Source organism: Microbacterium sp., from assembly GCF_011620665.1.
Lineage (GTDB): Bacteria > Actinomycetota > Actinomycetes > Actinomycetales > Microbacteriaceae > Microbacterium.
The window spans coordinates 1-21,857 of sequence record NZ_WOYQ01000036.1 but is presented as its reverse complement, the minus strand read 5'-3'; the positions used below and the strand labels follow the sequence as shown (position 1 = coordinate 21,857).

General features: G+C 66.5%; 11 protein-coding genes and 1 pseudogene. 1 reads left to right on the top strand and 11 read right to left on the bottom strand.

The features are described 5' to 3' along the window. Positions 1–230 (top strand): annotated as a pseudogene (locus tag QZV81_RS05110) (hypothetical protein); the annotation flags it as partial. Here the strand turns inward: QZV81_RS05110 and QZV81_RS05105 are convergent. From QZV81_RS05105 to QZV81_RS05055, 11 genes are all read right to left on the bottom strand, one after another. Next, the gene (locus tag QZV81_RS05105; RefSeq protein ID WP_292833529.1) at positions 200–1,459 is read right to left on the bottom strand and encodes a DUF2235 domain-containing protein; all 1,260 of its coding nucleotides are present in this window, start codon (positions 1,457–1,459) and stop codon (positions 200–202) included. The pseudogene QZV81_RS05110 and the gene QZV81_RS05105 overlap by 31 nt on opposite strands. A 4-nt stretch (positions 1,460–1,463) precedes the next feature. Continuing rightward, positions 1,464–2,780 carry an MBL fold metallo-hydrolase gene (locus QZV81_RS05100; RefSeq protein WP_292833526.1) on the bottom strand — a complete coding sequence of 439 codons (1,317 nt, stop codon included), beginning with the start codon at positions 2,778–2,780 and terminating at the stop codon, positions 1,464–1,466. A gap of 3 nt (positions 2,781–2,783) precedes the next feature. Next, a complete protein-coding gene (locus QZV81_RS05095) occupies positions 2,784–4,586 on the bottom strand; it encodes a hypothetical protein (RefSeq protein ID WP_292833523.1) in 1,803 nt (600 codons plus the stop codon). 269 nt (positions 4,587–4,855) lie between these two features. Beyond that, entirely contained in the window at positions 4,856–6,034 is a 1,179-nt protein-coding gene (locus QZV81_RS05090; protein WP_292833520.1) for a hypothetical protein, read from the bottom strand. Then, a complete protein-coding gene (locus tag QZV81_RS05085) occupies positions 6,031–7,722 on the bottom strand; it encodes a hypothetical protein (protein WP_292833517.1) in 1,692 nt (563 codons plus the stop codon). Before QZV81_RS05085 ends, QZV81_RS05090 begins: the two co-directional genes overlap by 4 nt. A 17-nt stretch (positions 7,723–7,739) precedes the next feature. After that, positions 7,740–8,321 (bottom strand): DUF2182 domain-containing protein, encoded by a 582-nt coding sequence (locus tag QZV81_RS05080; protein ID WP_292833514.1) that lies wholly within the window; start codon positions 8,319–8,321, stop codon positions 7,740–7,742. 185 nt (positions 8,322–8,506) lie between these two features. Then, positions 8,507–9,877, bottom strand: a complete 1,371-nt coding sequence (locus QZV81_RS05075) for a tyrosinase family protein (protein WP_292833512.1) — start codon at positions 9,875–9,877, stop codon at positions 8,507–8,509. A gap of 182 nt (positions 9,878–10,059) precedes the next feature. Continuing rightward, positions 10,060–15,972, bottom strand: a complete 5,913-nt coding sequence (locus QZV81_RS05070) for a toxin TcdB middle/N-terminal domain-containing protein (protein ID WP_292833510.1) — start codon at positions 15,970–15,972, stop codon at positions 10,060–10,062. 6 nt (positions 15,973–15,978) lie between these two features. Then, positions 15,979–19,548, bottom strand: coding sequence for a hypothetical protein (locus QZV81_RS05065; RefSeq protein ID WP_292833507.1), 3,570 nt, complete (start codon positions 19,546–19,548; stop codon positions 15,979–15,981). 159 nt (positions 19,549–19,707) lie between these two features. Then, positions 19,708–21,342, bottom strand: coding sequence for a S8 family serine peptidase (locus QZV81_RS05060; protein WP_292833504.1), 1,635 nt, complete (start codon positions 21,340–21,342; stop codon positions 19,708–19,710). A gap of 113 nt (positions 21,343–21,455) precedes the next feature. After that, on the bottom strand, positions 21,456–21,767 hold the full coding sequence (locus QZV81_RS05055; protein ID WP_292833501.1) for a hypothetical protein: 312 nt from the start codon (positions 21,765–21,767) through the stop codon (positions 21,456–21,458). Between the last annotated feature and the right edge of the window lie 90 nt (positions 21,768–21,857).

Below are 21,857 nucleotides of genomic sequence, written 5' to 3'. Positions count from 1 at the left end.
TCTATCGCGTCGCGACGGCAATCAGCTACCCCCCGCTCAAGCTCGTCTCCGACACTCTCAAGATCAGCCAGAGCACCGCGACCCGCCTCATGACCCGCGCCCGTGATGCGGGCCTCGCACCGGAAGTGCGGATCCAGGAGCCTCGGCAGGCGCCAGCGGTTGACCCGTACAACCCCGGCCGGCCGTTGTGGACGGGACTCTATGAAACTCCGTTGTCCGCTCCGGTCTGAGATGGGCTGAGGACCGGCCGTGTCAAGCCGTTGGGAACAGCGGGACGGTACGGGCGCCCTTTCGCATCCAAACCGCCATCCTCGATCCGTCTCCAGACGCTTTCGTGCAGTTCGTCGTTGGCGCGGATGATGCGCGCGCGCCAGCCGCCTAGTAACCACCAATACCAGCCATTGCTATGGATAAGCCCGAGCGCCCGCTTCTCGAGTGCGAGGCCACGCCGACGTTGCATGACGCGGTCGAAGGTCTTCTCGTCGATGAGGAGCCCGGCGGTTCTTGCCTCGTCGACCATCCATGAAAACGCGACATCAGCCAGGCCGTGGTCGTCGTCGTACTGCCCTCCGACGTCGCTGTGGATTCCCGCAAACCACATCTCTTTGTATCTTCCGGCGGCGCGCGCGACGGCGTCGCCGTCGAAGCGGTAGACCGGGAAGGTGAACCGTGTCTCGTCGATAGACATGGCGTGGCGTGCGACCCCGACGTTGGTGATGCGTGCGGTGAACGGCCATCTGGCCTGCTCGATGATGGCCTTCCAGTTGAGCCATCCAACGGATTTGACCGTGTCCCACACTCCGAGGAAGTGCACCTGGGGATGGTCGCGGTCGAAGGCATTGGGAAACTCGGGGTTTCCGAACCGATCGGTGAATGAGTCGCGCATCTTCCAGAATGCTCTTTCGGCATCTGCTGCCCGTGTGGGTGCGGACGCTTTGGCGGGTTCCGCTGTGCGCTGCTCGGGGGGAACATCAGCGCGCGGGCTGTTCGCGCCTTTGGTCTGTGCGTAGAGCTTGAGCGCGTATGGGGCCAAGTTGCTCGCCCCAGGCCGCAGGAGTCCGACGGTGCGGAGCATGCCGGTTAGCGCGCGTGCCGTGTAAGCGCCACGGGAGAAGCCGAACACGTAGACGTGATCGCCGAAGTGATAGTTTTCGGCGAGCCAGGTGTAAGCCTCTTCGATGTTGTCTTTCACGCCGTACCCGGCGATGAGTCCGGCGAACCGGGTGAGCTTCTTGCCCGTTGATGTGACGGCTCCGCGGGCGCCCATGGTTCCGACACCGGGATCGTAGTAGACGAGCTGATTGGCGCTCTTCGTCGCAACCTCGTAGAGGCGCGCGACGTTGGTCACTCCGGTCTCGGGCTCGTTGTTCGTGCCGTCGAGGCAGATCACCAGATTTCGCCTGCCCACCGGCAGTGCTTTCGCCACCGGCGAGGTCGGTTCTGGCTTGTCATCGCTCATGGTGTCACCCCGTGGGTTGCGTCTTGGCCGTGCGTCGGCGAGTGGCCGGGATGGTGAACCGCACTTCGCTCCAGCGTTTGTGGGCATCGACCGTGACCAGTGGTCCCGGCGCGGGCTTGTCGGCGCGGATGAGATGCGTTCCCGCTTCTTCCAAGGCCGTGATCAATTTCTCTTCCGGAATGGATGGCCACTGGCCGACGGTGCCGAAGGGCATCATGGCGTAGTGCTCGCGGCCGAGGATCGACTTTGCGTACTTCTTTGGTGTCGCGTTGTGCGAACCGTGGTGTCCAATCTTGTAGAGCGCAGGCTCGGTGACGAGCGCCAATGACTCAGGGTTGTTGAGGACGTGCTCCCACGCGCCGTGCTGCGAGTCGCCTACAAACACCAGGCGCGTGCCGCGCACGTCGAGGACGAAGTACACGCTGGTGTTGTTCACGGAGTTTTCCAAGATGGCGGCGGCCGCGAGTAGTTCCTCGGCGTTGCTGAGCTCATCCAGTTTCAGCGCGGCAGCTGTCAGTCGGAGCCGCTCAGGGACCGCCACGTTGACTTCGGCGCGTGGTACGGCGTGGATGTGGTCGAAGAGGGGTCTGGTGTCCGCATTCGTGGGACGTTCGTCGGCAGCTGCCTTGAGCCACGCGACCGATTTCGGTGGCCTCATCTTCTTCACTTCGCCCGGGTCACGGGAAGGTCCGAGGATATGCGCGGTCACACCCGGCAGGGTGGTCGAGATGGTGTTCTTCGCGGGATCGCGGTCGGGGACGTAGCGGGGTGTCGGCTTGTTGAGAAATGTCGTGTCGTTGCGGCCCAGGAGTCGGTCCGTTGCCGGGTCGGATCCTTCGGAGTTGGTCGCGAAGATCTTCGCTACCCGGAGCCGCTCGTGTGAGTCTTCGTCGGCCGCGGCGATCCTCTGCTGTGCTGCACCGATGAGGCCGACGAGTGCGTGCGCAGCAGTGGTGAGTTGGCCGCGGAGGATCTTCCCGTCTCTGTCCCGCGGATCTTCGACGTACGGCACCCACACCTCGTCGACCTCGACCTTCTCCCAGGCCGGGTCAGCGAATCCCGAGATGTGGTCGATGTGGTGGTGGGTGGCGACGATGACGTCGAGATGTGGGGGTTGTCCTGCGGGGGCGGCGGCGGTGAGATCGTCGATGATCAGTCGGACGGATTCGCGGATGGGTCGGACCTGGCCGGCGGGGAAGACGCCACAGTCCACGAGCATCCGCCAGACGGTTCGGAATTGTGTGACCGTGATGAGGAAGGCGTCGCCGAAGCCGACGTTGTACATGCGTACGGCCACAGTCGTGCGAGGGGAGGCAGGCATCAGTCAGTCCACTTCGGCGAGGTTGGCGTGGAACTGGGCAAATGTCATCCGCTGCACAGCGGGCTCGTTGGTCCACGCCGCCATCGCATCGGCCGCCTCCGCATCTTCGAACCATTCCTGCAGCCGGTCGCGTCGCAGGCCGCCCAGGCCATGCCAATACTGGGCGAGTTGCTCTGTCGCACCGGCCTGGGCGGCTTTGGCTGCCAGGGTGCTGAAGTCACCGCTCATCGGGAGCGGCTTCGCGATCAGATATTCGACCTCGCCGTTGACTTTGGCGATGACGGTTGTGCCGGAATAGAGCTGTACGGGCCGTTCACCTTCGCCGACCGGTTCTTCCAACTCGGGGTGATGTTGCAGGTATTGCACGACAACGAAGGGGCGCGGCTGCCCGTCCGCAGCCTGCAGGTACGCCACGTGCTGCCCTGCGATTCGCACGGGGAGGTCCGGGTCCAGACCCAGGCTTAACGCGTGATGCTGTCCCCATTGCTCAAGCGCGGCGGCCATCGGCCCGTTTTCACCGTCTTCGCGTTCGGGTGCGGTTCCCAAGCTTTGCATGTGCAGGGCTTCCTCGTCCGTCAGATCGAGGAAACGCGTCGCTTCGAGGATCAGGGGACTCAGGTCGACTGACGCTTGCCCCGCGGAAAGGTTCAGTGGGGTCTCGGGCGGTTCCCAAAGGAGCGCCTCGTCGGCAAGCGAGGTGACTTCACCGGGATGAATGCCGCGGCGACGCAGCGCTTCGACCAATGTTGCCCGGAGGCGCAGCGTGTCGTCCGGAAAAAGGGCGCGGTCGGCGGTGACGATCGCTCGGACCACGTCGCCGAATCTAACGTCCACCACAGGGAGGAAATCGAACGCGCGAACAACCATCCCGAGGAGTCGGTCCGCATTGATCACGGCTTCGCGCGTCGCGAGCTTCACTAGGTCCGGGGGAAGCGCACCGGGCGGCAATACCCCGCTGCCTCCTGTGGCGAGCCGGCGCAGCGGGGCGATGCTCGCCTTGTAGACCTCCAGGTATGCGTCAAAGACGGCCGCGACGAAGCACGCTCCGCGCTCGTGCGGCTCGGTAGCGTTCAGGTACGCGTCAGGGCTCGGCGCAGTCCGTATCGCCGATCGCAAGGCTTCCCCACGCCCGGTGGATTCACCGAACTCGCGGGCCAGCTCGAACAATGCTGTCGCTTTGATCATTTCGCCTTCGGAATTCGCGATCATGAATTCCACAACCTCCGGGAACAGGAAGTGGTGGAAGAGCGCGACCAGGTCCGCGAACGCCTCGTGCCAGGCGTACACGTCCGCGTTCGTCGCATCCCGATAGCGCCCCCGGATTCGGTGCACGATCGCGTGCGTGACTTCGTGCGCGATGATGTCCACCGACAAGCAGGTGAACATTAGCTGCCCGGGTAGGTTCGCGCCTGGCTCCTTCGCTGATGCGCGGTAGTAGCCGAACAGCACTGCCCCACGGTCCGGGTCGAAGAAGGCGTTCCGGCCCTCGAACGCGTGCGGAACGAGGGCGAGTCGGTCTTTGCCGAGCCAGCGGAATCGTCGGCCGCCGAATCGCTCGAACCGCTCGATCACACTCATCGCGACCGCGTACACGATCTGCTGGTGTGATCTAGGGTCGCTCTCGCTCGGCTTCAAGCCCTGCTGTGCGAGGATGAACGGGTCGTTAAGGTCGACCGGACGAAACCAGGTGTCCCGGTACGCGTCATAGTCGACAACCTGCACCAGATCGCCGACCGGACCGGGAGCCAAATTCGGCTCGAACCGAATGTTGACCGACAGAAGGCGGCCATTCAGCCTGGTCGACATCGGGTCGAAGGCAAACGCCCGCAGGACGCGACGGGCGGGCGTGGGGACCAACGAGAGCCCTGGTTCGACCATTGTCTCTACCTCCGAAGATTGTCAAGCTTCTCTGTGCGTCTGTCACGCAGGCCCGCACAGACGGCGGCCATCGGCCCTGAGCTGATCCGATGTCCATGCCTATCTCTGATGAGGTCTGTCGGCGCACCGTGATACCCCAACCCGCCACTCGCCACGGGTCGGTTGCAGGCCTTCGATCTTCCGGCCATCGCTCGCGCTCAGCCCGCGAGCACAATCTCCTGCGCCTCACCGCGACCAACGTCTCGCGTGTCGACGAGCTCGCACCGATCCGCGTAGTACTTCAGCGTGTCGAGCTCGGGCACGGAGTCGAAACTGTCATCGGCCGTCGACACGAGGGCGTAGCGCTCGCGGGCGTCCGGGCCCTGTGGCGGCAGGAGGGCGTCGAAGATCTCCTCGAGCGTGCCGTTGTGGCTGCCGTGGTGCGAGACCTTGATCACGTCCAGGGGCTGCAGGAGGCCGAGACCGTTCATCGTGCGCCACGATCTCAGCTCGGCGTCGCCGGAGAAGAGCAGCCGCCACCCGCGCCATTCGATCTGCACCACGACGCTCGTATTGTTGTTCGCGGCGTCGATCTCGAGGAGGTTCGCCCTGGTTCCTCCGCGCCGCGACCTCACGAGGTCGAAGTAGGCGCCGGGATCAACGCCGGGAGGGGGATTCGGAAGCGCGCGTTCCGGCTTAGGTGCTTTCAGTCCTGCCGTCGTTTCCGGGGCAACTGTGAGGTTGCCTCCGGCGGGGAGTCGGCGGTAGTAGTCGGACGTGTCTTCCTCGGGTGCGAGGACGGTCAGCTTGGCTTCCTGAAAGGGATGCCGATTTTCGAGCGTCGTCGTGCGGTCGATGTAGTGAGTCTTGTCGGGTGGGGCGATGGTTCGCAGGTGCGCGATGTAATCGGCAGTCTTCAGTCCGAGCGCACCGGTGTCCATCCGGCTGGAGTTGTTCCAGAGGAGTTCCTCGAGTTCGTCATCCGGAGATGCCTGCAGCGTTCGCGCGGCGTCGTCGAGCGCGGCATCCATTTCAAGTCGTCTCTTCTTGGCTTGCGGGTGAGTGTCGTAGTAGTCGGGTTGCGCAGAGCCCGTGAGCCACGAATGCTTGGCACGCAGATCGAGGCCCTTGTTCGACGCGGTGAGGAGACCTTGAGTGTGGTCGAGGTGCTCATGGGTCATGACGTACAGGTCGACCTCGCCGCCCGTTTTCGCAATGATGTCCGCCACGACGACCTCGAACACTTCGTCTTTGTTCGCCTCGCCCGCGAGGAGATTTCCGACGTCGAAGAGGATATTGCGGACGGTTTCGACCCCGGACGGCGCTCGATCGGGGATCGACACGAGGATCGCGTCGCCGAACCCGACGTTGTACGCGCGGACAATGAGATCGCTCATTGGTTCCACTCCTCGAGGTGAAGAAGGCGGTGACTTCGTGAGAGCGTCACGTAGTCCTCCGTGTCGTCGAGCGAGACGCCGTTGGCACTGGCGGAGGCGGAGACATCCAGCAGCCCACCGTCGATCAGTTGGGCGAGGAAGCGGTCTCGGTCCGCTTGGTGCGCGTCGTCGACGATGTCGCTTCGGACGCGAGCGAGACAGCGTCCGGTCTCCCAGAGCCAGCTCACCGTCGTACCGGTTGGGACGAGCCGCTTCTTCTCGACGCCGTGCGGGAGGTGGGCCCTCTCGACGTGATTCCAGGCGACCTTGAGGATCAGCTCACGCTGAAGGGGGTCATTCTGGCCGCCGACCTTCTTGCTGGCGTCCACGCGGGGGAGCACCGTGAACGGCACATCATGGGGGATCCCGATCGCGTCGCGGTGCATCCGGACGTACTCGTATGCGAGATAGTCGCTGTCACGAAGCGCAGGGAGGGAAGCCGGCTCGACGTTCAGATCGTCGGGCGTGTCGCTCTGCATCGCGCTCACGTCTTCGACAAGCTGTCGTTTCACGAACCGCTCTGCGAGGGCCGCGCGTCGCTCACGCCGTTCTTCGGTGGCCGCTTCGTCGGAGACGATCGCTCGATCCGCGGCAAGCGCGGCGCGCCCGACGTCGGCGAACGACAGCTCGCCCGGAGGTAGATAGTCGATTCCGCGGAGCAGCAGACTGCGGAAGAACATGTGGGCGCTGCCCAGAGCTTTGTTGGCGGCCTGATCGGAGGTCCGAAGCTTGCCGTTTTCCAGTGGCGTCTTGATCAACCGGGCATAGCGGGCGTCGTAGATCTGATTTAGCGTGTCGTAGAAGATCGCCGACAGGAGGGTACTGAGGATGTGGGGGCTCGCTCCGGCCAGGGTCGTGATGGTGTCTTCGTTGAAAAGGCCGCGCAGCTGCTGCGGCTGCACCGTGCCGGATCCGACTCGTGACATGCCGAACTTCTCCGCGATCCGGCTGAAGGCGTTCGCGCCGCCGAGGTTGTTCTCGTTCTGCGCGAGCACCGCCTCGCGGAGGGAGCCGCTATCGAGTGCCACGAGGACCGCGATCAGGTCCGCGACGGCCTCGTGGATGGCGATCGACTGTGGCGTGGTGCTGTCGTACAGCGACGGGACCACGGCATCCAGCAGCGCGTGGCCGCACTCGTGGGCCACGATGTCGCGGCTCAGCGCGGTGTAGACGGTGTTACCGGAGTTGGCGGTGAACCAGAAGAACTGCAGGCTGCGCGTGCTGCGGTCGTAGAAGGCGTTGGCCATCCGTCCCGCCCTGGGCACGATGAGAAGCTGTTCCCCGTCGAATGCCCAGGTGACCGGTCGGCCGAGCGCGTCGCCGCCCTCGAACATGTTGATCGTGAGCAGCGCGGTGCCGAACGCGTTGATGGCCAGCGCGGCAGCTGAGGTCAGGTCCTCGGGGGTCGCGTAGCTTCCTCGCTCGGCGTCGTCGCGCTCCGGCGGACGGAACAGGGCGGGCGGGGGCAATGGTGCGCCGGTATTCGGATCGAAGTCCACGACGGCGAGGCGCCGCGACGCGGGGCCGTCGAGGAATCTGTCGCTCGTCCCCGCTCGGAGCGGGAGGTCCTTCGTCTCGCGCAGCCTGCCTCCCAGGAGCTTGCCTTCGTCACCCAGGCTGTCATCCTGGATGAGCAGCTCGACCCTCACTACGGTGCACGGTTCCTTCATGAACTGAGGACCCCTCCTGCGATGGCGCCGAGTCCGGCGACGAGGATCAAGGCGAGCGGCACGCGGTCGCGCCGAGCGCGCGGATGCCACGCCTCCCACCACACGGACGCGCTGGCGGCAATCATCACGAGCGGGTTGTGTCCGACGACCGTGGCGAGCATGAGCGGCCCACACAGTAGGGCGCAGCGGGTCCACGACACGTAACCGACCCGTGCGGCGCCACGGACCCCGCGCAGTCCCGCGGGGGGGATGGGCGGAAGCTTCGCGCAACGCGCGAGCAGGCGGTTTCGTCGCGCCGACCGCCACGCGATCGCCGCAGCGGCGATGAAAGCGAGCTGCCACCCCACGCTCCCGCTCGGAACGCCCGCGACCTGCGCGGCGAGTGCACCGGCGAACCCGACCGCGAACCACAGTGTCGTGGCCACGATGACCACCACCGATGTGAGCGCGGGACGCCAGCGCGGCCGCACCGCGCGCGAGACACGGTCTACGACTGGCACGAGCAGCGGCCACATCATTGCTGCCGTCATCAGCAGCCAGGTGCCCATCCACTCCAGGGACAGCGCATCGACTGGCACGGTCTTGAGACCAGATGGGTTGGCAGCGTGGGGGCCATGATGTGACCCACTGCCGATTCCACCCGCCAGCGAGGCAAGGAGAACCGAGATCCAGGCGACGACAGTCCCCGCCAGCACCACCCGACCGGGAAGCTCAGGATGCGATCGACTCCGCTGGCGCGGGGCCGCGACGACCGCCTGTGCGCTCACGGCTGCGTGTAGACGGTCACTTGACCGATGCGGATCGACTTGCCGTCGTCTTCGCTGTCGGCCCGCCCGGGCTCGGGTACCACCCGCACGATTAGCTGGCCGCCATCCCAGCCCTCTGCCAGCAAAGCGGGTAGAGCACTCGACGCGTCCACCAGGTAGTTGCGTGTCTCACTGTCGGAAGTTCCGGCAAGCCCGAAAGCTGAGAACCGGCCAACAGTGTGCGTTGGCGCGCCTGCTTCGGCCTGCACCTCCACGACGTACGCCGCGTGCGGGTCGTGAGCCGTCGTGCTCGCGAGATCCAGCATGAGACGCGATGGCGGAGCGGCGTCGAGACCGCGGCCTTGGGCGAGCACGATCTCCCGATCTTCGCCGGAAGGCAGATCTTCTGATGCCGCGACCGGCGTCCACTCGGGTGCTTCGTCCAATCCGCGGCCTCCTCCCTCTGCTGCGATGATCCGTTCGCGCTCCGCCATCACATCGTCGGCGATCTCGTCAGGCAGCTCGACCGACTCGTACTCGTAGTCCATCGCAGGTGTCGTGAGGTCCTCGACGTCGGTCATCGAGTACGTCGACGGGGTGGCCTCATCGCCGAACCAGAACTCCGCCGAGTTCCATTGCGACTTCATCGCCGTTGTCGCGATGGGGGACTGCACGTACTCGACAGAGCCGTCCAAGACCCTCCACATCTCCCAGATCCGATCGATGTTCGCGTGGTGCAGCCAGAAGATTGGGTCGCGCCCGGCGGTCGCGGGCGAGCGCATCTCACCTGCGTCGCCGCCGACATCCATGTGAACCCAGTTGTGAGGCTCTTGCTCGGCAAGCCCGAAATAGTCGTCGGGTTCAACTCCGCCGAAGCCGTACTCCATCCGCCGCACATAATGCGGCTGACTGAGGGCAGGTGCTAGCTCGACATTTTCGTCGGGAACCGGACGGGCGGAGCGGTTCGGAGAGAACAGCGGATTCGGGACCGAGTTACCGTCGACGGTTCGAGTGGGGACTCGGAACTCGGCGGGCATTCGACGTCTGGAAGAGGCATCCGCGAAGTAGTCCCAGTACGGCAAAGCCCACTCGCGGTCGCCGGTGAGCTCGCGGATGGTGTTCTCAAACCATGCAAGGTATGCCCGATGCCACGGCAGAAAGTACACGGATGCATGTTGGCATTGCCCCCAAGTGGTGCGTGGTGGCGGGGTCGCTTCCATGCCGTGGGTGTTGGCGGCCCAGAGCCACGATGTCGGTGTGTCCTCGGCGAGGTCCTTCATCAGTTGGACGCCGAGTGCGTAGGTTTCGAGAACCGGATCCCACGCGTCCTCTCGGGCCGCAGCGGAAGTGCCGACACTGAGATTCTCGATGCTCCTGCGAATTCTCATTTGAACCCCCCAGTAGAGCTCCCCATGACCAGGAATACACCCGTCGGGCTGCGGGAGTCCAGGGGGGTGCGCCACTGGCTACGGTGTTGCCATCCGGCCGCTGACGACCAGGGCGAATCCTTTGCGCCCGAAACTCTCCGTCACGCTGCCTGTGCGACGCGATCGGCGGGTGGCCTGTCCCATCACCAAGCGAGCGCTCCGCGCTCGGTTCCCCCGCCGACGTGATATGCCCAAGACTCCCAGGGGTTGTTGACATATGCCATGTCGTTGATCGAGGTGCCGAGGCCCTGTTTGCCCGCAGCCCAGAGCCCGAGTCCGATGAGGAAGCCGACGACTGCTCCCGCCACCATCCATCCGACATACGTCGCGGTGAACACCGGCCCGAAGATGCGGTTCTGCAGGATATGCAGGCTTTCGTGATCGAGAAGATCGCCATGCCGACCCTGCAGATTGCTGATGACGTTGCCCTGCGTGAACGCGAAGCTGCCGAATCCGAAGCCTCCGTCATACACGTGCCTGTTCTGCCGCTTGCTGAGTTGCGACTGGTAGTTGCGATCGCCGCCGTAGAAGAGGTTGACGGTGTGTACCAGGACGCCGAGGGTTGTACCCGCGATTCCCCACGTGGAGTCCGCAAGGAACGCTGCGTAGCCGGTCCAGCTGTCCCACGCATAGATCTCGGTGGCCCCACTGATCACTCCGTTGAGGCCGCCGGCGACGGCGGCGCCGACGGCGAGCCCCGTTGCCAGTCCTGATCCGACGCCGAGACCGACATAGCCGAGCGCGGCCGTCGCGATCCCCACCGTCGCGTACGCGAGCCAAGCGCCAATGGCGCCGAGCAGCCCCGCCTCCAGGCCCAGCAGCAGAGTGTCTCCGAAGCTTCGTCCCTCGGCGATCCCCACGATGACTCCCGTCACGAATCCGACGACGAAGCCGATGCCGGCGACGATGAGGTCGTCAAGCCCGAAGAACTTTCCGGACGGATCACGCAGCATGATCGGGTTGTTTATCGAGTAGCTGTAGAGGTTGAGTGCCTGCGGTAGTCGCCGCGCGTGCTCGGGATTCTCGAGCACGAACCAGTCGGGCGTGATGAACCGGCCCAGTACCGGGCTATACCAGCGTGCGCCGAGCTGCAGCATCCCTCCCTCCGCCTCGAGACCGCCGGCGTACCGGCTCTCGACTCCGGGATTCACCGGCAGGCCGAACGGGGTGAACGCCTGCTGCAGCTCGACGGTGCCCGCCGAGTCGACGGCGCAGATGACCGAGCCGAGGTGGTCCGAAAGCACGCGGGACAGGGTGGCGACGCCACCGGCGCTGACGGTGCGCACCGCGACCACGAGCGTCCCGACCGCGTAGCTCGTCCGCGATCCGCTGGATCCGGTCTCGTAAGCGCCGTCGATCCAGCGGGTGGTCTCGGTCGAGCCGTCAGGGCGAGTGACCTCTCGGCGTACGCGTTGGTCACTCGCGTCGTAGGCGAATGTCAGGATCGTGCCGTCACTGAGCACCATGCGCTCGATGCGATCCCAGGCGTCATACCTGATGTCATGGGCGGCACCGACTTCGATCGCTTTGCCGAGGCCGTCGCGGTCGATGTGCGAGATCCCTTCGGCCCTGATTACATGGGCGATCGCTCGGTCGCCCACCGGGTCAGCCTCGAATCTGGTGGCGCCCATCTCGGCGGATTCGAGCAGGTCGCCGCGGCGGTTGTAGCGATACGGCACAGTGGACGCCTCGGCTCCGCCGAGTCCGCCCGTGAATGTCCGCCACTCGACTAGGCGCAGCAGCGGGTCGTAGCGGTACCGATGCCCCGTCACCTCCGGGGCGCCGCCACCAGGCGCCGCGACCGAGTCCTCGACCGCCACGATCAGGCCGTTGCGGTCGTAGGTGTACTGCTGTCCGCGCAGCGAGGCCCCTCCATGGCGCAGACTGACGCCGACGAGGCGTTTGAGATCGACGGTGTGGGTGTATTCGGCGGTGACGCCGCCGCCGAAGTCGACGTGCGCGGGCAGGCCGTGCATGTCGTAGTCCACCGACTGGACGATCCCTGCCAGGCTCCGCGGTGAGCCGTCGGCGTGGTAGCCGTGCTCGACGCGCTCGCCGTCGGGGTAGATGGTCGCTCGCACGTCCCCGCGCAGACCGAACTCGCGCCGGAGGGTCAGCGGCGCCTCGCCCGGTGCCGAGGTGATCGACTTCTCGAGCGGGCGGCCGAGCCGGTCGTAGGCATAACGCGTCTCGACGCCCGCCTCGATCTGCCGGTCCACACTCGCGCCGTCATAGACGGTCTCGCGGATGACCAGCGGATGCAGCGGGTCGCTCACGTCCGTGACGCTCATCTGGCGTCCTGCCGCATCGAAGGAGTACTCGAGCACCTGTCCACGGGCATCAGCGCGACGGCGCACCCGTCCGGCCGCATCGCGCCAGTAGGTGCGCTCGCCCGCGGTGGTGTCGGCGATGTGGATCGCCGGACCTGGCCCGGCATACGTGTAGGTGGTCGGAGTGGAGCCTTCGGCATCCGTGATCGACAGGATGCGGCCCGCATGGTCGAGCGCGTAATGGGTCGCGACAACCTCCCCGTCGAGGAGCGATTCGACCGCGATGAGGGCGCCGTTGGGGTCGAACCGCTCGACCGCAGGGTCGCCGTCGTCGGCCGTCTCGGCATCCCATTTGAGGATCCGGTCGCCCTGGTAGCTGACGCGGAACCGGCCGCCGTCGGGGTGGTCGAGGCGAGTCACGCGCCCGAGCGCGTCGTACGTGAACCGCACGGACGCCCCGCCGACCGGCGCCGGGCGGACCTCGGGTGTCGGTGCGAGTTCGTTCGGGAATTCCTCGGCTGCGCGAGCGCCGGGCACACGGCGTGCGCGCCCTCCCAGCACCCAGCCACCGCCCTGCGCCGCGGCAGGAGCCGACCTCTGCAGCAGCTCGCCGTGGCCGTCCGTGTAGGCGAACTCCACGAGCATTCCGGTGAGAGATGCCGGATCGGCCGCAGCGAGAACCGCGGGGTCCGCCCCCGGTTCGGATGGCAGGATGCGAATCGTGCAGGGGGGCGTGGCGGGCGTCGAGGGGTTGTGGTCGCGGTGAATGACGAAGGTCGTGAGCGCTTCGGATCCGTCGTCCGTCGTGTCGAACTGGGCGACGAGCCGCCCGATCGTGTCGTACTCGTAGCGCGTTCGCAGCCCTTCGGGCGTCGTGAGCGTCACGGGCTGGGCCGTCCGTGGATCGAAGGCCGCGGTCGAGGCGCGACCGAGGCCGTCGACACTGCGCACCGGGAAGATTCCGTCGGCGTCGTACTGGATCGTCGTGCGCCCCGTGGCGGAGTCGTCCTGCGCGACGACGTTTCCGGCGCTGTCACGCTCGACCGCTTCGACCGTCCGGTACCAGTCCTCGCCGATGCGTTGGAGTCCCCAGTCAGGCGCGATGTGCGCGGCGTACCCGGCAGGGAGCGAATCGGCCAGAATCGCGAGTTCCAAGCGGCGCGTGAGCAGACCGCGTCCGACCGTTCCCTCGGGCAGCCCGACAAGCGGTGCTCCGTCGTAGCGGAGGCGCTCGTCTGCCAGCATCCGTCCCGCGCCGTCCCGGGTCGTGAGTCGCGCCGGAAGCCCGACCCGCCACGTCGCGGCGTCGATCGCGTAGGCGATCGACTGCACTGTCGTGAGCGGCGTGGCGTCGCCCTCGAAGCTCAGCTGGCGCCGTTTGGAGACGATGTTTCCGAACTCGTCGTAGGCGTACGACGTAGCCTCGATGCGGTTCCGGCCGCCGTCCGAGACCTCGATCGCCGTCGCGGACACCGGATGCGGGAAGCACACCCGCACACCCTGGTCGTCGGTGAACTCGTCACGTGCCTGCCATTCGAACCGTGTGGATTCGACCGGATGCCGCAGGCCCGCGGAATCCTCGACGAACACGTCGACGCCGATCATCGAGCCGGCGAGAGCGTGCAGCCGCGTCTGCGACGACACGTCCGTCGTCCGCACACCGGCGGGCCCGCCGGTGTCACCGAGGTGGAAGAGTGTGCGCCGTACCGTCGTCGGTGTTGAGCCGTCGCCCACGCGAGTGACGTCGACGTGCTCGAACCCTCGGAAGATCCGCGCCGCCGGGTCGAAGCATCCGCGCGCGTAGCCGAACCGTGTCTCCGCAGCTTCGCCGGTGATCAGATCGCGGTCGATGAGCCGTGACACGACGTGCACGGGGAACGGGAGATAGGTGCCCCAGTCGTCGGCACCCGTCTCGCCGATCCGCGACTGCGAGGTCGTCGCATAGTGGATCTGGGTCTGGGCGCCATTGCCGTTCGACACTGACGTGAGCAGGTACGGCTTGCCGGTGGCCAGTTCCAGCATCCGAAGTGCAGGAGATCCGATCCTTCGCCACAGCAGGCCGGGGGTTCCCGTGCCGAGCAGGTCGACGAGCTCGAGCGACGCGGCATCCGGCGCGGGGGCGTACGGGATCTCGATGGGCTCGCTCCACGACACCCCCGCGCGATTGAGCCACAGGAGCAGCCGGTCGCCGTCGACGTAAAGCAGGTCGGAGGTCCCATCGCCGTCGAAGTCGGTGACGAAGAGGTTCTTCTCCTGAAAATGCGAGGGGAAGTGAGGCGGATGCTGCATCTCGACGACCGGAGCGAATCGTCCACTGCCCAGGTGCGGCCAGTAGCGCACATATCCCGATCGGATCTCGCCGATTGTGCGCATGCCATCGCCGGCGAAGTCCGCCACGAACACGGCGGTGTCGCCGAGTGACACATCGGGGAAGTCAACGCCGCCGCGCCGCCGGACGAACGTCGGTTCGGCCCACGATCTGTCGCCGTCCGCGAGGAAGAGCGTGAAACCGTGCGGCCCCGTCTGCAGGAGGTCGGTGATCCCGTCGCCGTCGAGGTCGACGAACCGGCTGTCCGTCGCCGAGACCGACAGAGAGATCTGGCCGGCGAGCACCTGCGGGTCGTCGGACCAGCTCCCGTCGCCGAGGTTGCGGGCGACCTTCTGGAGGCGCGAGCCGATCGAGATCAGGTCGGCGCTGCCGTCTCCGTCGAGGTCGGCGAAGGTCACTCCTGGCGCGCCGAGGCGCATACCGGAAGGCGCCTGCGCGATGCGGCGGGCGGCGTCGAACTGCCCCCCACCTCGATTGCGCCACCATCGATGCCCGGTGACGCCGGTCTGCATGACATCGGGGAGCCCGTCGCCGTTGAAGTCGACGAGGGCGGCGTCGCCCGAGCCGATCGGGAGTACGCCGTCGTCCGACGCGATCGGGACCAGGCGTGGAGCGAGAGCGAACGGTGCGTAGTCGAAGGTGAGCGGAACCTGCGGCGTCCTCTCGCCGTCGGCGGCGACGCCGGCGTAGCGCACGGTGGTCAGCAGCGACAGGTCGCTGTGCACGGCGTCTTCATACCCCAGCTCATGCACGCCGGTCAGTGTCGGCGCGGTGCGCGTACTGTGGCGCTCGATGTGGGTGCAGCGCAGGCGCGTCGACACCGGGAAACCAGGACGCGTCGTCGTGTACGCGTCAGCCCGATCGGCGTAGGCCAGCCGCAGCTCGAACACGGACCAGGTCGCGCGCTCAAGATAGAGCTGCCCGCCGTCGCGTCGGTAGGAGTAGCTGACCGTGTTGCCCGCGGCATCCTGTTCCGAGCTGCAGTACCAGGCGAACACTCGCCCGCCATCTTCGACCCGGCTCGCGGCGGCGTTGCCCAGCACGTAGGCGTGTCCATCCTTCGTGCGGATGCGCCACCCGTCGCCTTCGCGGCGCACGTCCCAGAACTGCGTGTCGGACCGCGGCCTGAACCGGCCGCCGCCGACTGCCACGAGCGTGTCGCCGCCGAGGAGCAGATCATCGGTGTCGTCGTAGCTCGGGATGCCGCGCTCTGTGCCGCGGGTGATCGTGAGCAGGCCGGTTAGCTGCCACCCCATGCCGTAGGGGCCGTTGCCCTGGCCTGTGGAGTAGCGGATGCCGAGACTCGGCCGGATTCCGCCGGGACCGGCGGGTGCATCGATGGGCACCGCGTAGTTGCCTGTGCCCCGGAGGAGGTCGGGCTGGAAGGCGTCGGTGAGGCCGCGCAGGCCGCCGCCGCCGCGCGCGCCGTGCAGGTCTGTTCCGGAGGAGGTCTCCATTGTCGGCTACTTCCGCAACTCGAAGGTGTACTGCAGCACGACGGACGCACCGCGCAGCATTTTCGGATCCAGGCCGCCGCTTGCTGTGAGCACGGGGCTGCCGGCCGGGGGCGCGAGGGTGAGCGACCATTCGCCGAACACGTCCCCGCCCATCGCGTCCGCGAGGTCGTTGCCGCCTTCGGCCGCGATGGTGCCTTCGGCGTTCGTCGTGAGCGTCACCGGTCCCTCGCCGGGAAGGTCGATCGTTACGGCGATGCCCGAGAGGTCTACGGTGTCTGCGCCCTCGAGCACGATGGCGAGCGACGCGGTGTGCAGCCCGGTCTCGTTGCGCGGGAAGGAGTCGGCATCCATCTGCCAGGTCATGCCGCCGGTCTGCAGCATGCCGTACCAGACCTCCGGGAAGTCGTAGCGGAGCGCGAAGTCACGGACGTGGATGTCTTCACCGTCTCGAAGCGGCAGCGCGACGATCGAGTCTCGCAACGTGTCGCTGTGGCGAGCCGTATAGTACAGCACGAGCTGCACGTCGGAGATCAGGCGATAGTCGAGGTTGTTGCTTCCCGGAGGAAGCTCCAGCTCCCAGCTCGTGGCGACACCGTGCCCTTCGAACAGGCCCAGGTGGATCGCGTCGCCGCGGAACAGATAGGAGTCGCCGCGCATCGTGTAATCCGAGAGCACCATCGTGTCGATTCCGTGCACCCGCGTGCGCTGGTCGGCGTCCGCCGTGCGATAGTGCGAGACGCCGCCACCGCGAAGAGTGCCGCGGACGCCGCCGGTCGGGAGCAGCCCCACGATCTCGACTTCGACGGATTGCAGGCGCTGACCGTACGTGCCCGGATGCCGGCGGTCGAAGTCGTAGAGCGATGTGTCGAAGCTCAGGACGCCATGCTCGAGGAACTCCCGGAACGCGAACGGGTACTCGTTGCGCAGCGAGACGACCTCTTTGACCGACGACTGCTTCTTGGCCACGGCCGAGATCAGGTGGTACGTGAACGAGTCGATGTCGCGGACGAGGAGATCCGAGCCGAGCAGATCTCCGGTCGCGGGAACCGAGTATTCGGGTCGGATGACGGCGATCGCCTCGTCGGTCTCGAAGTTGTAGGCCCGCTCCATGAGCTTCGCCGCAGCGATCGCCCACTGCTGGTATGTCCGCGCGATGTCGCGCACGATCGCGGCCATCCGTGTCCACAGTTCGGGGGTGAACACTTCGTCGTCGAAGGCGTTGAGAGCGTCGGCGAGAAGTGCGCGGCGCTGCTGCGACGCCTGCGCCTGGAACGCGGCGGCCTGTGCGCGGGCCTGGGATGCCGCCTGCTGCGCCTGCGCGATCGGAATCGCGGCCGCCGCCTCCTGCTTCTGGTCCTCGAGACGGCTCAGCTGATACTCGTACGACTTCTGGCCGCCGATGAGCGTCGCGGCGGCGGCGAGCTTGCCGCCCTCACCGCTCCACTTGCCCGACTCGATCTGCTGGGCGAGACCGCGGATCTCACTCTCGTGCCAGTCCTTGCCTGCGCCGTGCGCGGTCGCGATGGACTGGGAGATGTATTGCCAGTACCCAGCGGACGCGTACTCGGCCCTCGAATCCGCCGCGTTGTCACGCCGGAGCGTGGCGAAATCGACCGAGCGGGCAGCGGCGAGCGCATCGGCCTGCGCGGCCTGCGCGAGCGCGCTCTGCGTCTTGACCTCGGTGTCCGCGAGGGCGAGGGAGCTCTCGAGGTCGCGGCGAGCCGCCGACTCCGCCTCGGCCTGCACCGTGAAGTTGACGTACTCGCGCTCCGCCTGCACCGATTGCTGCGCGAGCCCTTTCGCGACCTGCTGCAGATACTCAAACGTGAACGTCGGGGTGAAGGTCAGCCCGAAGAAGTCGAGCCCTCCGGTGATGTACGCCCACCGCGCCAGCACCGTCAGGGCGATCTCGGCGACGGCCGGGTTCACGTCCACGGGCACCGCGTCAGGCGTTGCGAGGACGAGCTTGGCCACATCGCCGGTCGCGGCAAGCGACGGCGTGGCGTAAAGGGGGGCCGCAGCATCCGGTGTCCCATCCGCGAGTGCGACCTTCGCGTAGATCGCACGGGCTTCGTCGACCCGTTCGAACTTGTACAGCGAGTCGCCCCAGTCGAGCACATTACGGGCGAGCTTGACCCACAGACTGGGCGCTTCGAGCTCTGGGTTGAGGTACGAATAGCCGGCAGCGGCGAGGTAGTTCTCTTCGGCACGCGCATAGTCGCCCAGGGAGTGATAGGCGTCGGCGATACCCATCGGGATGACGAACGAGTAGACGTGAGTGAGGTACGCGGTCGTCACGGCGGCTGAGCTCATCGGGGGGACGAGATCGCGGATGATCCGGATGTCTTTGCGCGGCTCGTACACCTTCGCGACGAGATCGTCCAAGGGAGCCGGACCGTCCTTCTTCCACACCAGATCGGCGATCCCGTCTCCTGCGGGGATGCCGACCGACCAGGTGTCGCGACGTGTGATCGGCTGCGCGAGCTGGTCGATGGGAAGGCTCACGATGGACTCGCTGTCGACCCAGCGCAGCGAGGCGACCGTTGTTGTCGCAGCGTCTATGAAGGCCAGACCGCTCACGTCGGTGACGCCCTCCGCTCCGGGCAGGAACTCGCGGACGGGCACCGCCGCACGCGCGACGGGGAGATCGACACCGAATGCGGCTTCCCTCACGTTCGCGAAGGCAGGGCCGCCCACCCCGAAGCGCCCGATGCCGTCCTGGCGGCCGAACCGCCGCCGGCGGATGGGCGCGACGACGATCGGCTCGGCATCCACCACGGCAGGCGCGACGCCGGTGAAGAGCGCGAGCTTCTCCTTCGCTTCGGCGAATTTCGCCTCGGCGGTGGCCGCATCGCCTGACCGCTGCGCGGCGAGCCCGGAGGCGTGGAGCGCCTGCGCGACGCCCGCGTCGTCTCCCGCGGCGGTGAAGGCTGTCGCGGCACGGAATGCTGCGTCCGCAGCGGCATCGTTGGTACCCACGCCGATGAGGGCGGTGGAGAGGTTCAGGAGTGCGACCGCTTGGAGCGCGGGCTGGTCGTCGGTGAGACCTGCCGCGGCCCGCTCGAGGAACGGTATCGCGGCGGCGGCATCGCCCTTCGCGATGAGCTGGGTGCCCGATTCGATGTCGGTGACGAGGTCGGCGTTCTGACGGCGGAACCCCAGGCCGGCGACAGCAGTGTCGATCTGCGCGCCGATCGGCCGAGCCGCGATCGGTGCGACGGGAGCGGTGACGTCGGGCCGCAGAGCCTCGATGAGCTTCACGGATGCCGACGAGAACGCTGACTCGACCGCGACGCCGAGCGGCAGGGTGACGCGGTAATCCATCCAGCCCCGGCCGGGTGCGACCGCGGGATTGAGCAGCGCGTAGCAGCTAGCCTGAGCATCGCGGTACGAACGCAGGGCGGCGCTGTGTCTGCCGCGGTCTGCCGCCGAGGCGGCCTCGCGCAGGATCGTGCGGATCCGCTCCACGGCGGAGGCCGCGGTGTTCGCGGGGTTGACCGTGAGATCGGCGTACTGCAGCGCGCGGCTATCGAGTGTGGTGATGAAGTTCGCCGCGTGCTTGATGGATCCAGCCATGATGTGTCACTCCGTCTCGGACGCGTCCCGGACGCAGGGCGCTCTCGTTACCTATGAGGCGGCGCTGACATCGTTTGATACGTGCGCGACGAGATCTCGGTGATGCCCTTCGCGGCTGCCACCGCCGTTCGGGAGGGTGACGAGTTGGTTCGGCCGTAGCTATGCTTTCGTCAGCCCGCCGGTGACAACCAGGGCGAATCCCTGGCGCCCGAAACTTTCCGTCACCCTGCGGGCGTAAACCTCGATCGTCCACCGCCCGACAATCGGGGACGGGTGCAACACCATCTCGGTGCTATTGATGCGATCGGCAGCCCCACCCTCGACGGAGGCGCCGCCCGACAGAACGTTTCCCAGGTACACCGAGTCGTCTGGCGCGGTCACAACGAGGTCAAGATCGTTCACCACGGGATCATCGGCTCCGCTTGCACCGGGCGGATCGGTCCACACGAGCGTGACCTTCACAGGGATGCCCGCCTCGGCCACGATGAGCTCGTGTACGCGCTTTTCGCCCGTCACTAGCCCGACCCCGTTGCGCACGTCCGACACCCATGAATTGCGGGCGTGCTCACCGAGGGGAAGAAGGGCCGCCACGTCGAGGACCCCCCAGCCCTCAGCGTCGTTCGGATAGTCCCGCGGACCTCCGGTGGAGGCTGCCGCGTTCAGCAGAACTGCCTTCAGCAGTGCACTCGAAGGAACGAGAGCGTCCCCGGCTTGCTTCGCCCCGGACGGGTGATATCCCTCTACGAAGTACTGGCGTGCGATGAGCGCGGCAGCCGCCACACGGGGCGTGGCATAGCTGCTGGCACATGCAGCGGCTTCGGTTGTTTCGCACAGGGCGCCATTCACCGCGGAGCGGACGTGACATGCGACGCCCATCAGTTCCGGTTTGCGTCGACCGTCGGCAGTCGGTCCCGGATTGCCGTCGCCAACGGCATCGCCGGGGTCGACGGCAGCGCAACTGACGCAGAGGGCGTTCTTGGCAGTTCCGGGAGGCCCCTGTTCCTCGCCGCTGTTACCGCTGGACGCGACGACAAGGTGCTCCTCATTGACCCAGGTGAACTCGTCGACGTATCGGCTGCGTTCCTCGTAGATGGCGGGATTGCCACTTCCCTGCGGTTTGGAGTGATAGCTGTTGTTGTGCACCCTCGCTCCGGCATCACGGGCTTGAGTCAACTCTGCGAACAGCGTCGTGGTCTTCAGATCGAGCCTATTGCCGGACACGAGCTTCGCGGCCCATGCGATCCCCCGGTCGGGTGATGCGCCGGGCCGGTGCGCGTCGTCTCCTACGGCGCACCCGGCGGCAAATGTGGCGTGGTCGCTGGGCGGAGTGCCAACAGCGTTGCGGACCTGCAGCACCTTGCGATGATCGGGACCGGGTGCTTCTGGATCCTGAAAGAAGCAATGGCGGAGGTCCGGTTTGCCGTTGTCTATTAGCCCGAGGACCTGTCCCTCGCCGTCCAGCGCATGAAAGGTGGTCACGGTCCCGGGTTGCCGCGCCGGCCCGTCGTCGACGGTCTCGGGTACCGGCTCCAGCCAGCGCACGTCCGCCACATCGCTGATCGCATCGATCCTGCCGAGATCGGGCAGCTCGAAGCGCAGTGTGAGGCCGCCGCCGATGTCGCGGTCGTCCATGATGACCACGTCCTGCGCTCCGCGTGACTCGAGGACAGGGGCGAGCACGCTGGGGTCACTGTCGGAGAACAGAACAGCATCGAACGTCGGGATGGGCGCCGGTGCATCATCCTCTTCACCGGCGGCGTTACTGGCGAAGACCTGAAGGGTGTGCGATGCCACTTTGAAGCGGCCGCGGAATTCTGCGACAGCTCGGACCCGGGAGTCGGTGCGCAATGCATCGGCATTCCGAGTGGAGAGTCGCTCGATGTAGCTGCTCTTCGGAACGAAGTCGGTCAGCGCGAGCCCGCGGGATCCGCGCAGGTCGGCGACGTCGGCTTGTCCCGCATTTTGCCCGCAAACTGTCTGCTGCGACCTGCTTCTTGAGGTTGCGCGATGTCGTTCGAACCGCCAAACATCCGCGACGGGCGCATTTCTGTCTCTGACTCGAGCGCCGCCCACTGGCGCTGCGCGTCGATGAGAAGGCGCCCCGGCTCCGGGAGTTCCGATTCCACGCGATTTGCATCGACGAGCAGTGGCCAGCCGAGTGGCTCGGCGAGGGTCTCGAGTGCCGCCTGCTCCCAGTCGGCTTCGGAGAGACCGGTCATGTGATCTCTCCTTGAGGGGGCAACGACGGTGGCGCCGGGAATGCCTGGCGTCGGCGTGCACTGTCGGTCGTGGCGTCCGTCACGACGTGA

Excerpts from the sequence above, each read along its gene's own strand:
- QZV81_RS05105 (WP_292833529.1), bottom strand. The coding sequence starts at position 1,459 with ATGAGCGATGACAAGCCAGAACCGACCTCGCCGGTGGCGAAAGCACTG.
- QZV81_RS05100 (WP_292833526.1), bottom strand. The coding sequence starts at position 2,780 with ATGCCTGCCTCCCCTCGCACGACTGTGGCCGTACGCATGTACAACGTC.
- QZV81_RS05095 (WP_292833523.1), bottom strand. The coding sequence starts at position 4,586 with ATGTCGACCAGGCTGAATGGCCGCCTTCTGTCGGTCAACATTCGGTTC.
- QZV81_RS05090 (WP_292833520.1), bottom strand. The coding sequence starts at position 6,034 with ATGAGCGATCTCATTGTCCGCGCGTACAACGTCGGGTTCGGCGACGCG.
- QZV81_RS05075 (WP_292833512.1), bottom strand. The coding sequence starts at position 9,877 with ATGAGAATTCGCAGGAGCATCGAGAATCTCAGTGTCGGCACTTCCGCT.
- QZV81_RS05070 (WP_292833510.1), bottom strand. The coding sequence starts at position 15,972 with ATGGAGACCTCCTCCGGAACAGACCTGCACGGCGCGCGCGGCGGCGGC.
- QZV81_RS05065 (WP_292833507.1), bottom strand. The coding sequence starts at position 19,548 with ATGGCTGGATCCATCAAGCACGCGGCGAACTTCATCACCACACTCGAT.
- QZV81_RS05055 (WP_292833501.1), bottom strand. The coding sequence starts at position 21,767 with ATGACCGGTCTCTCCGAAGCCGACTGGGAGCAGGCGGCACTCGAGACC.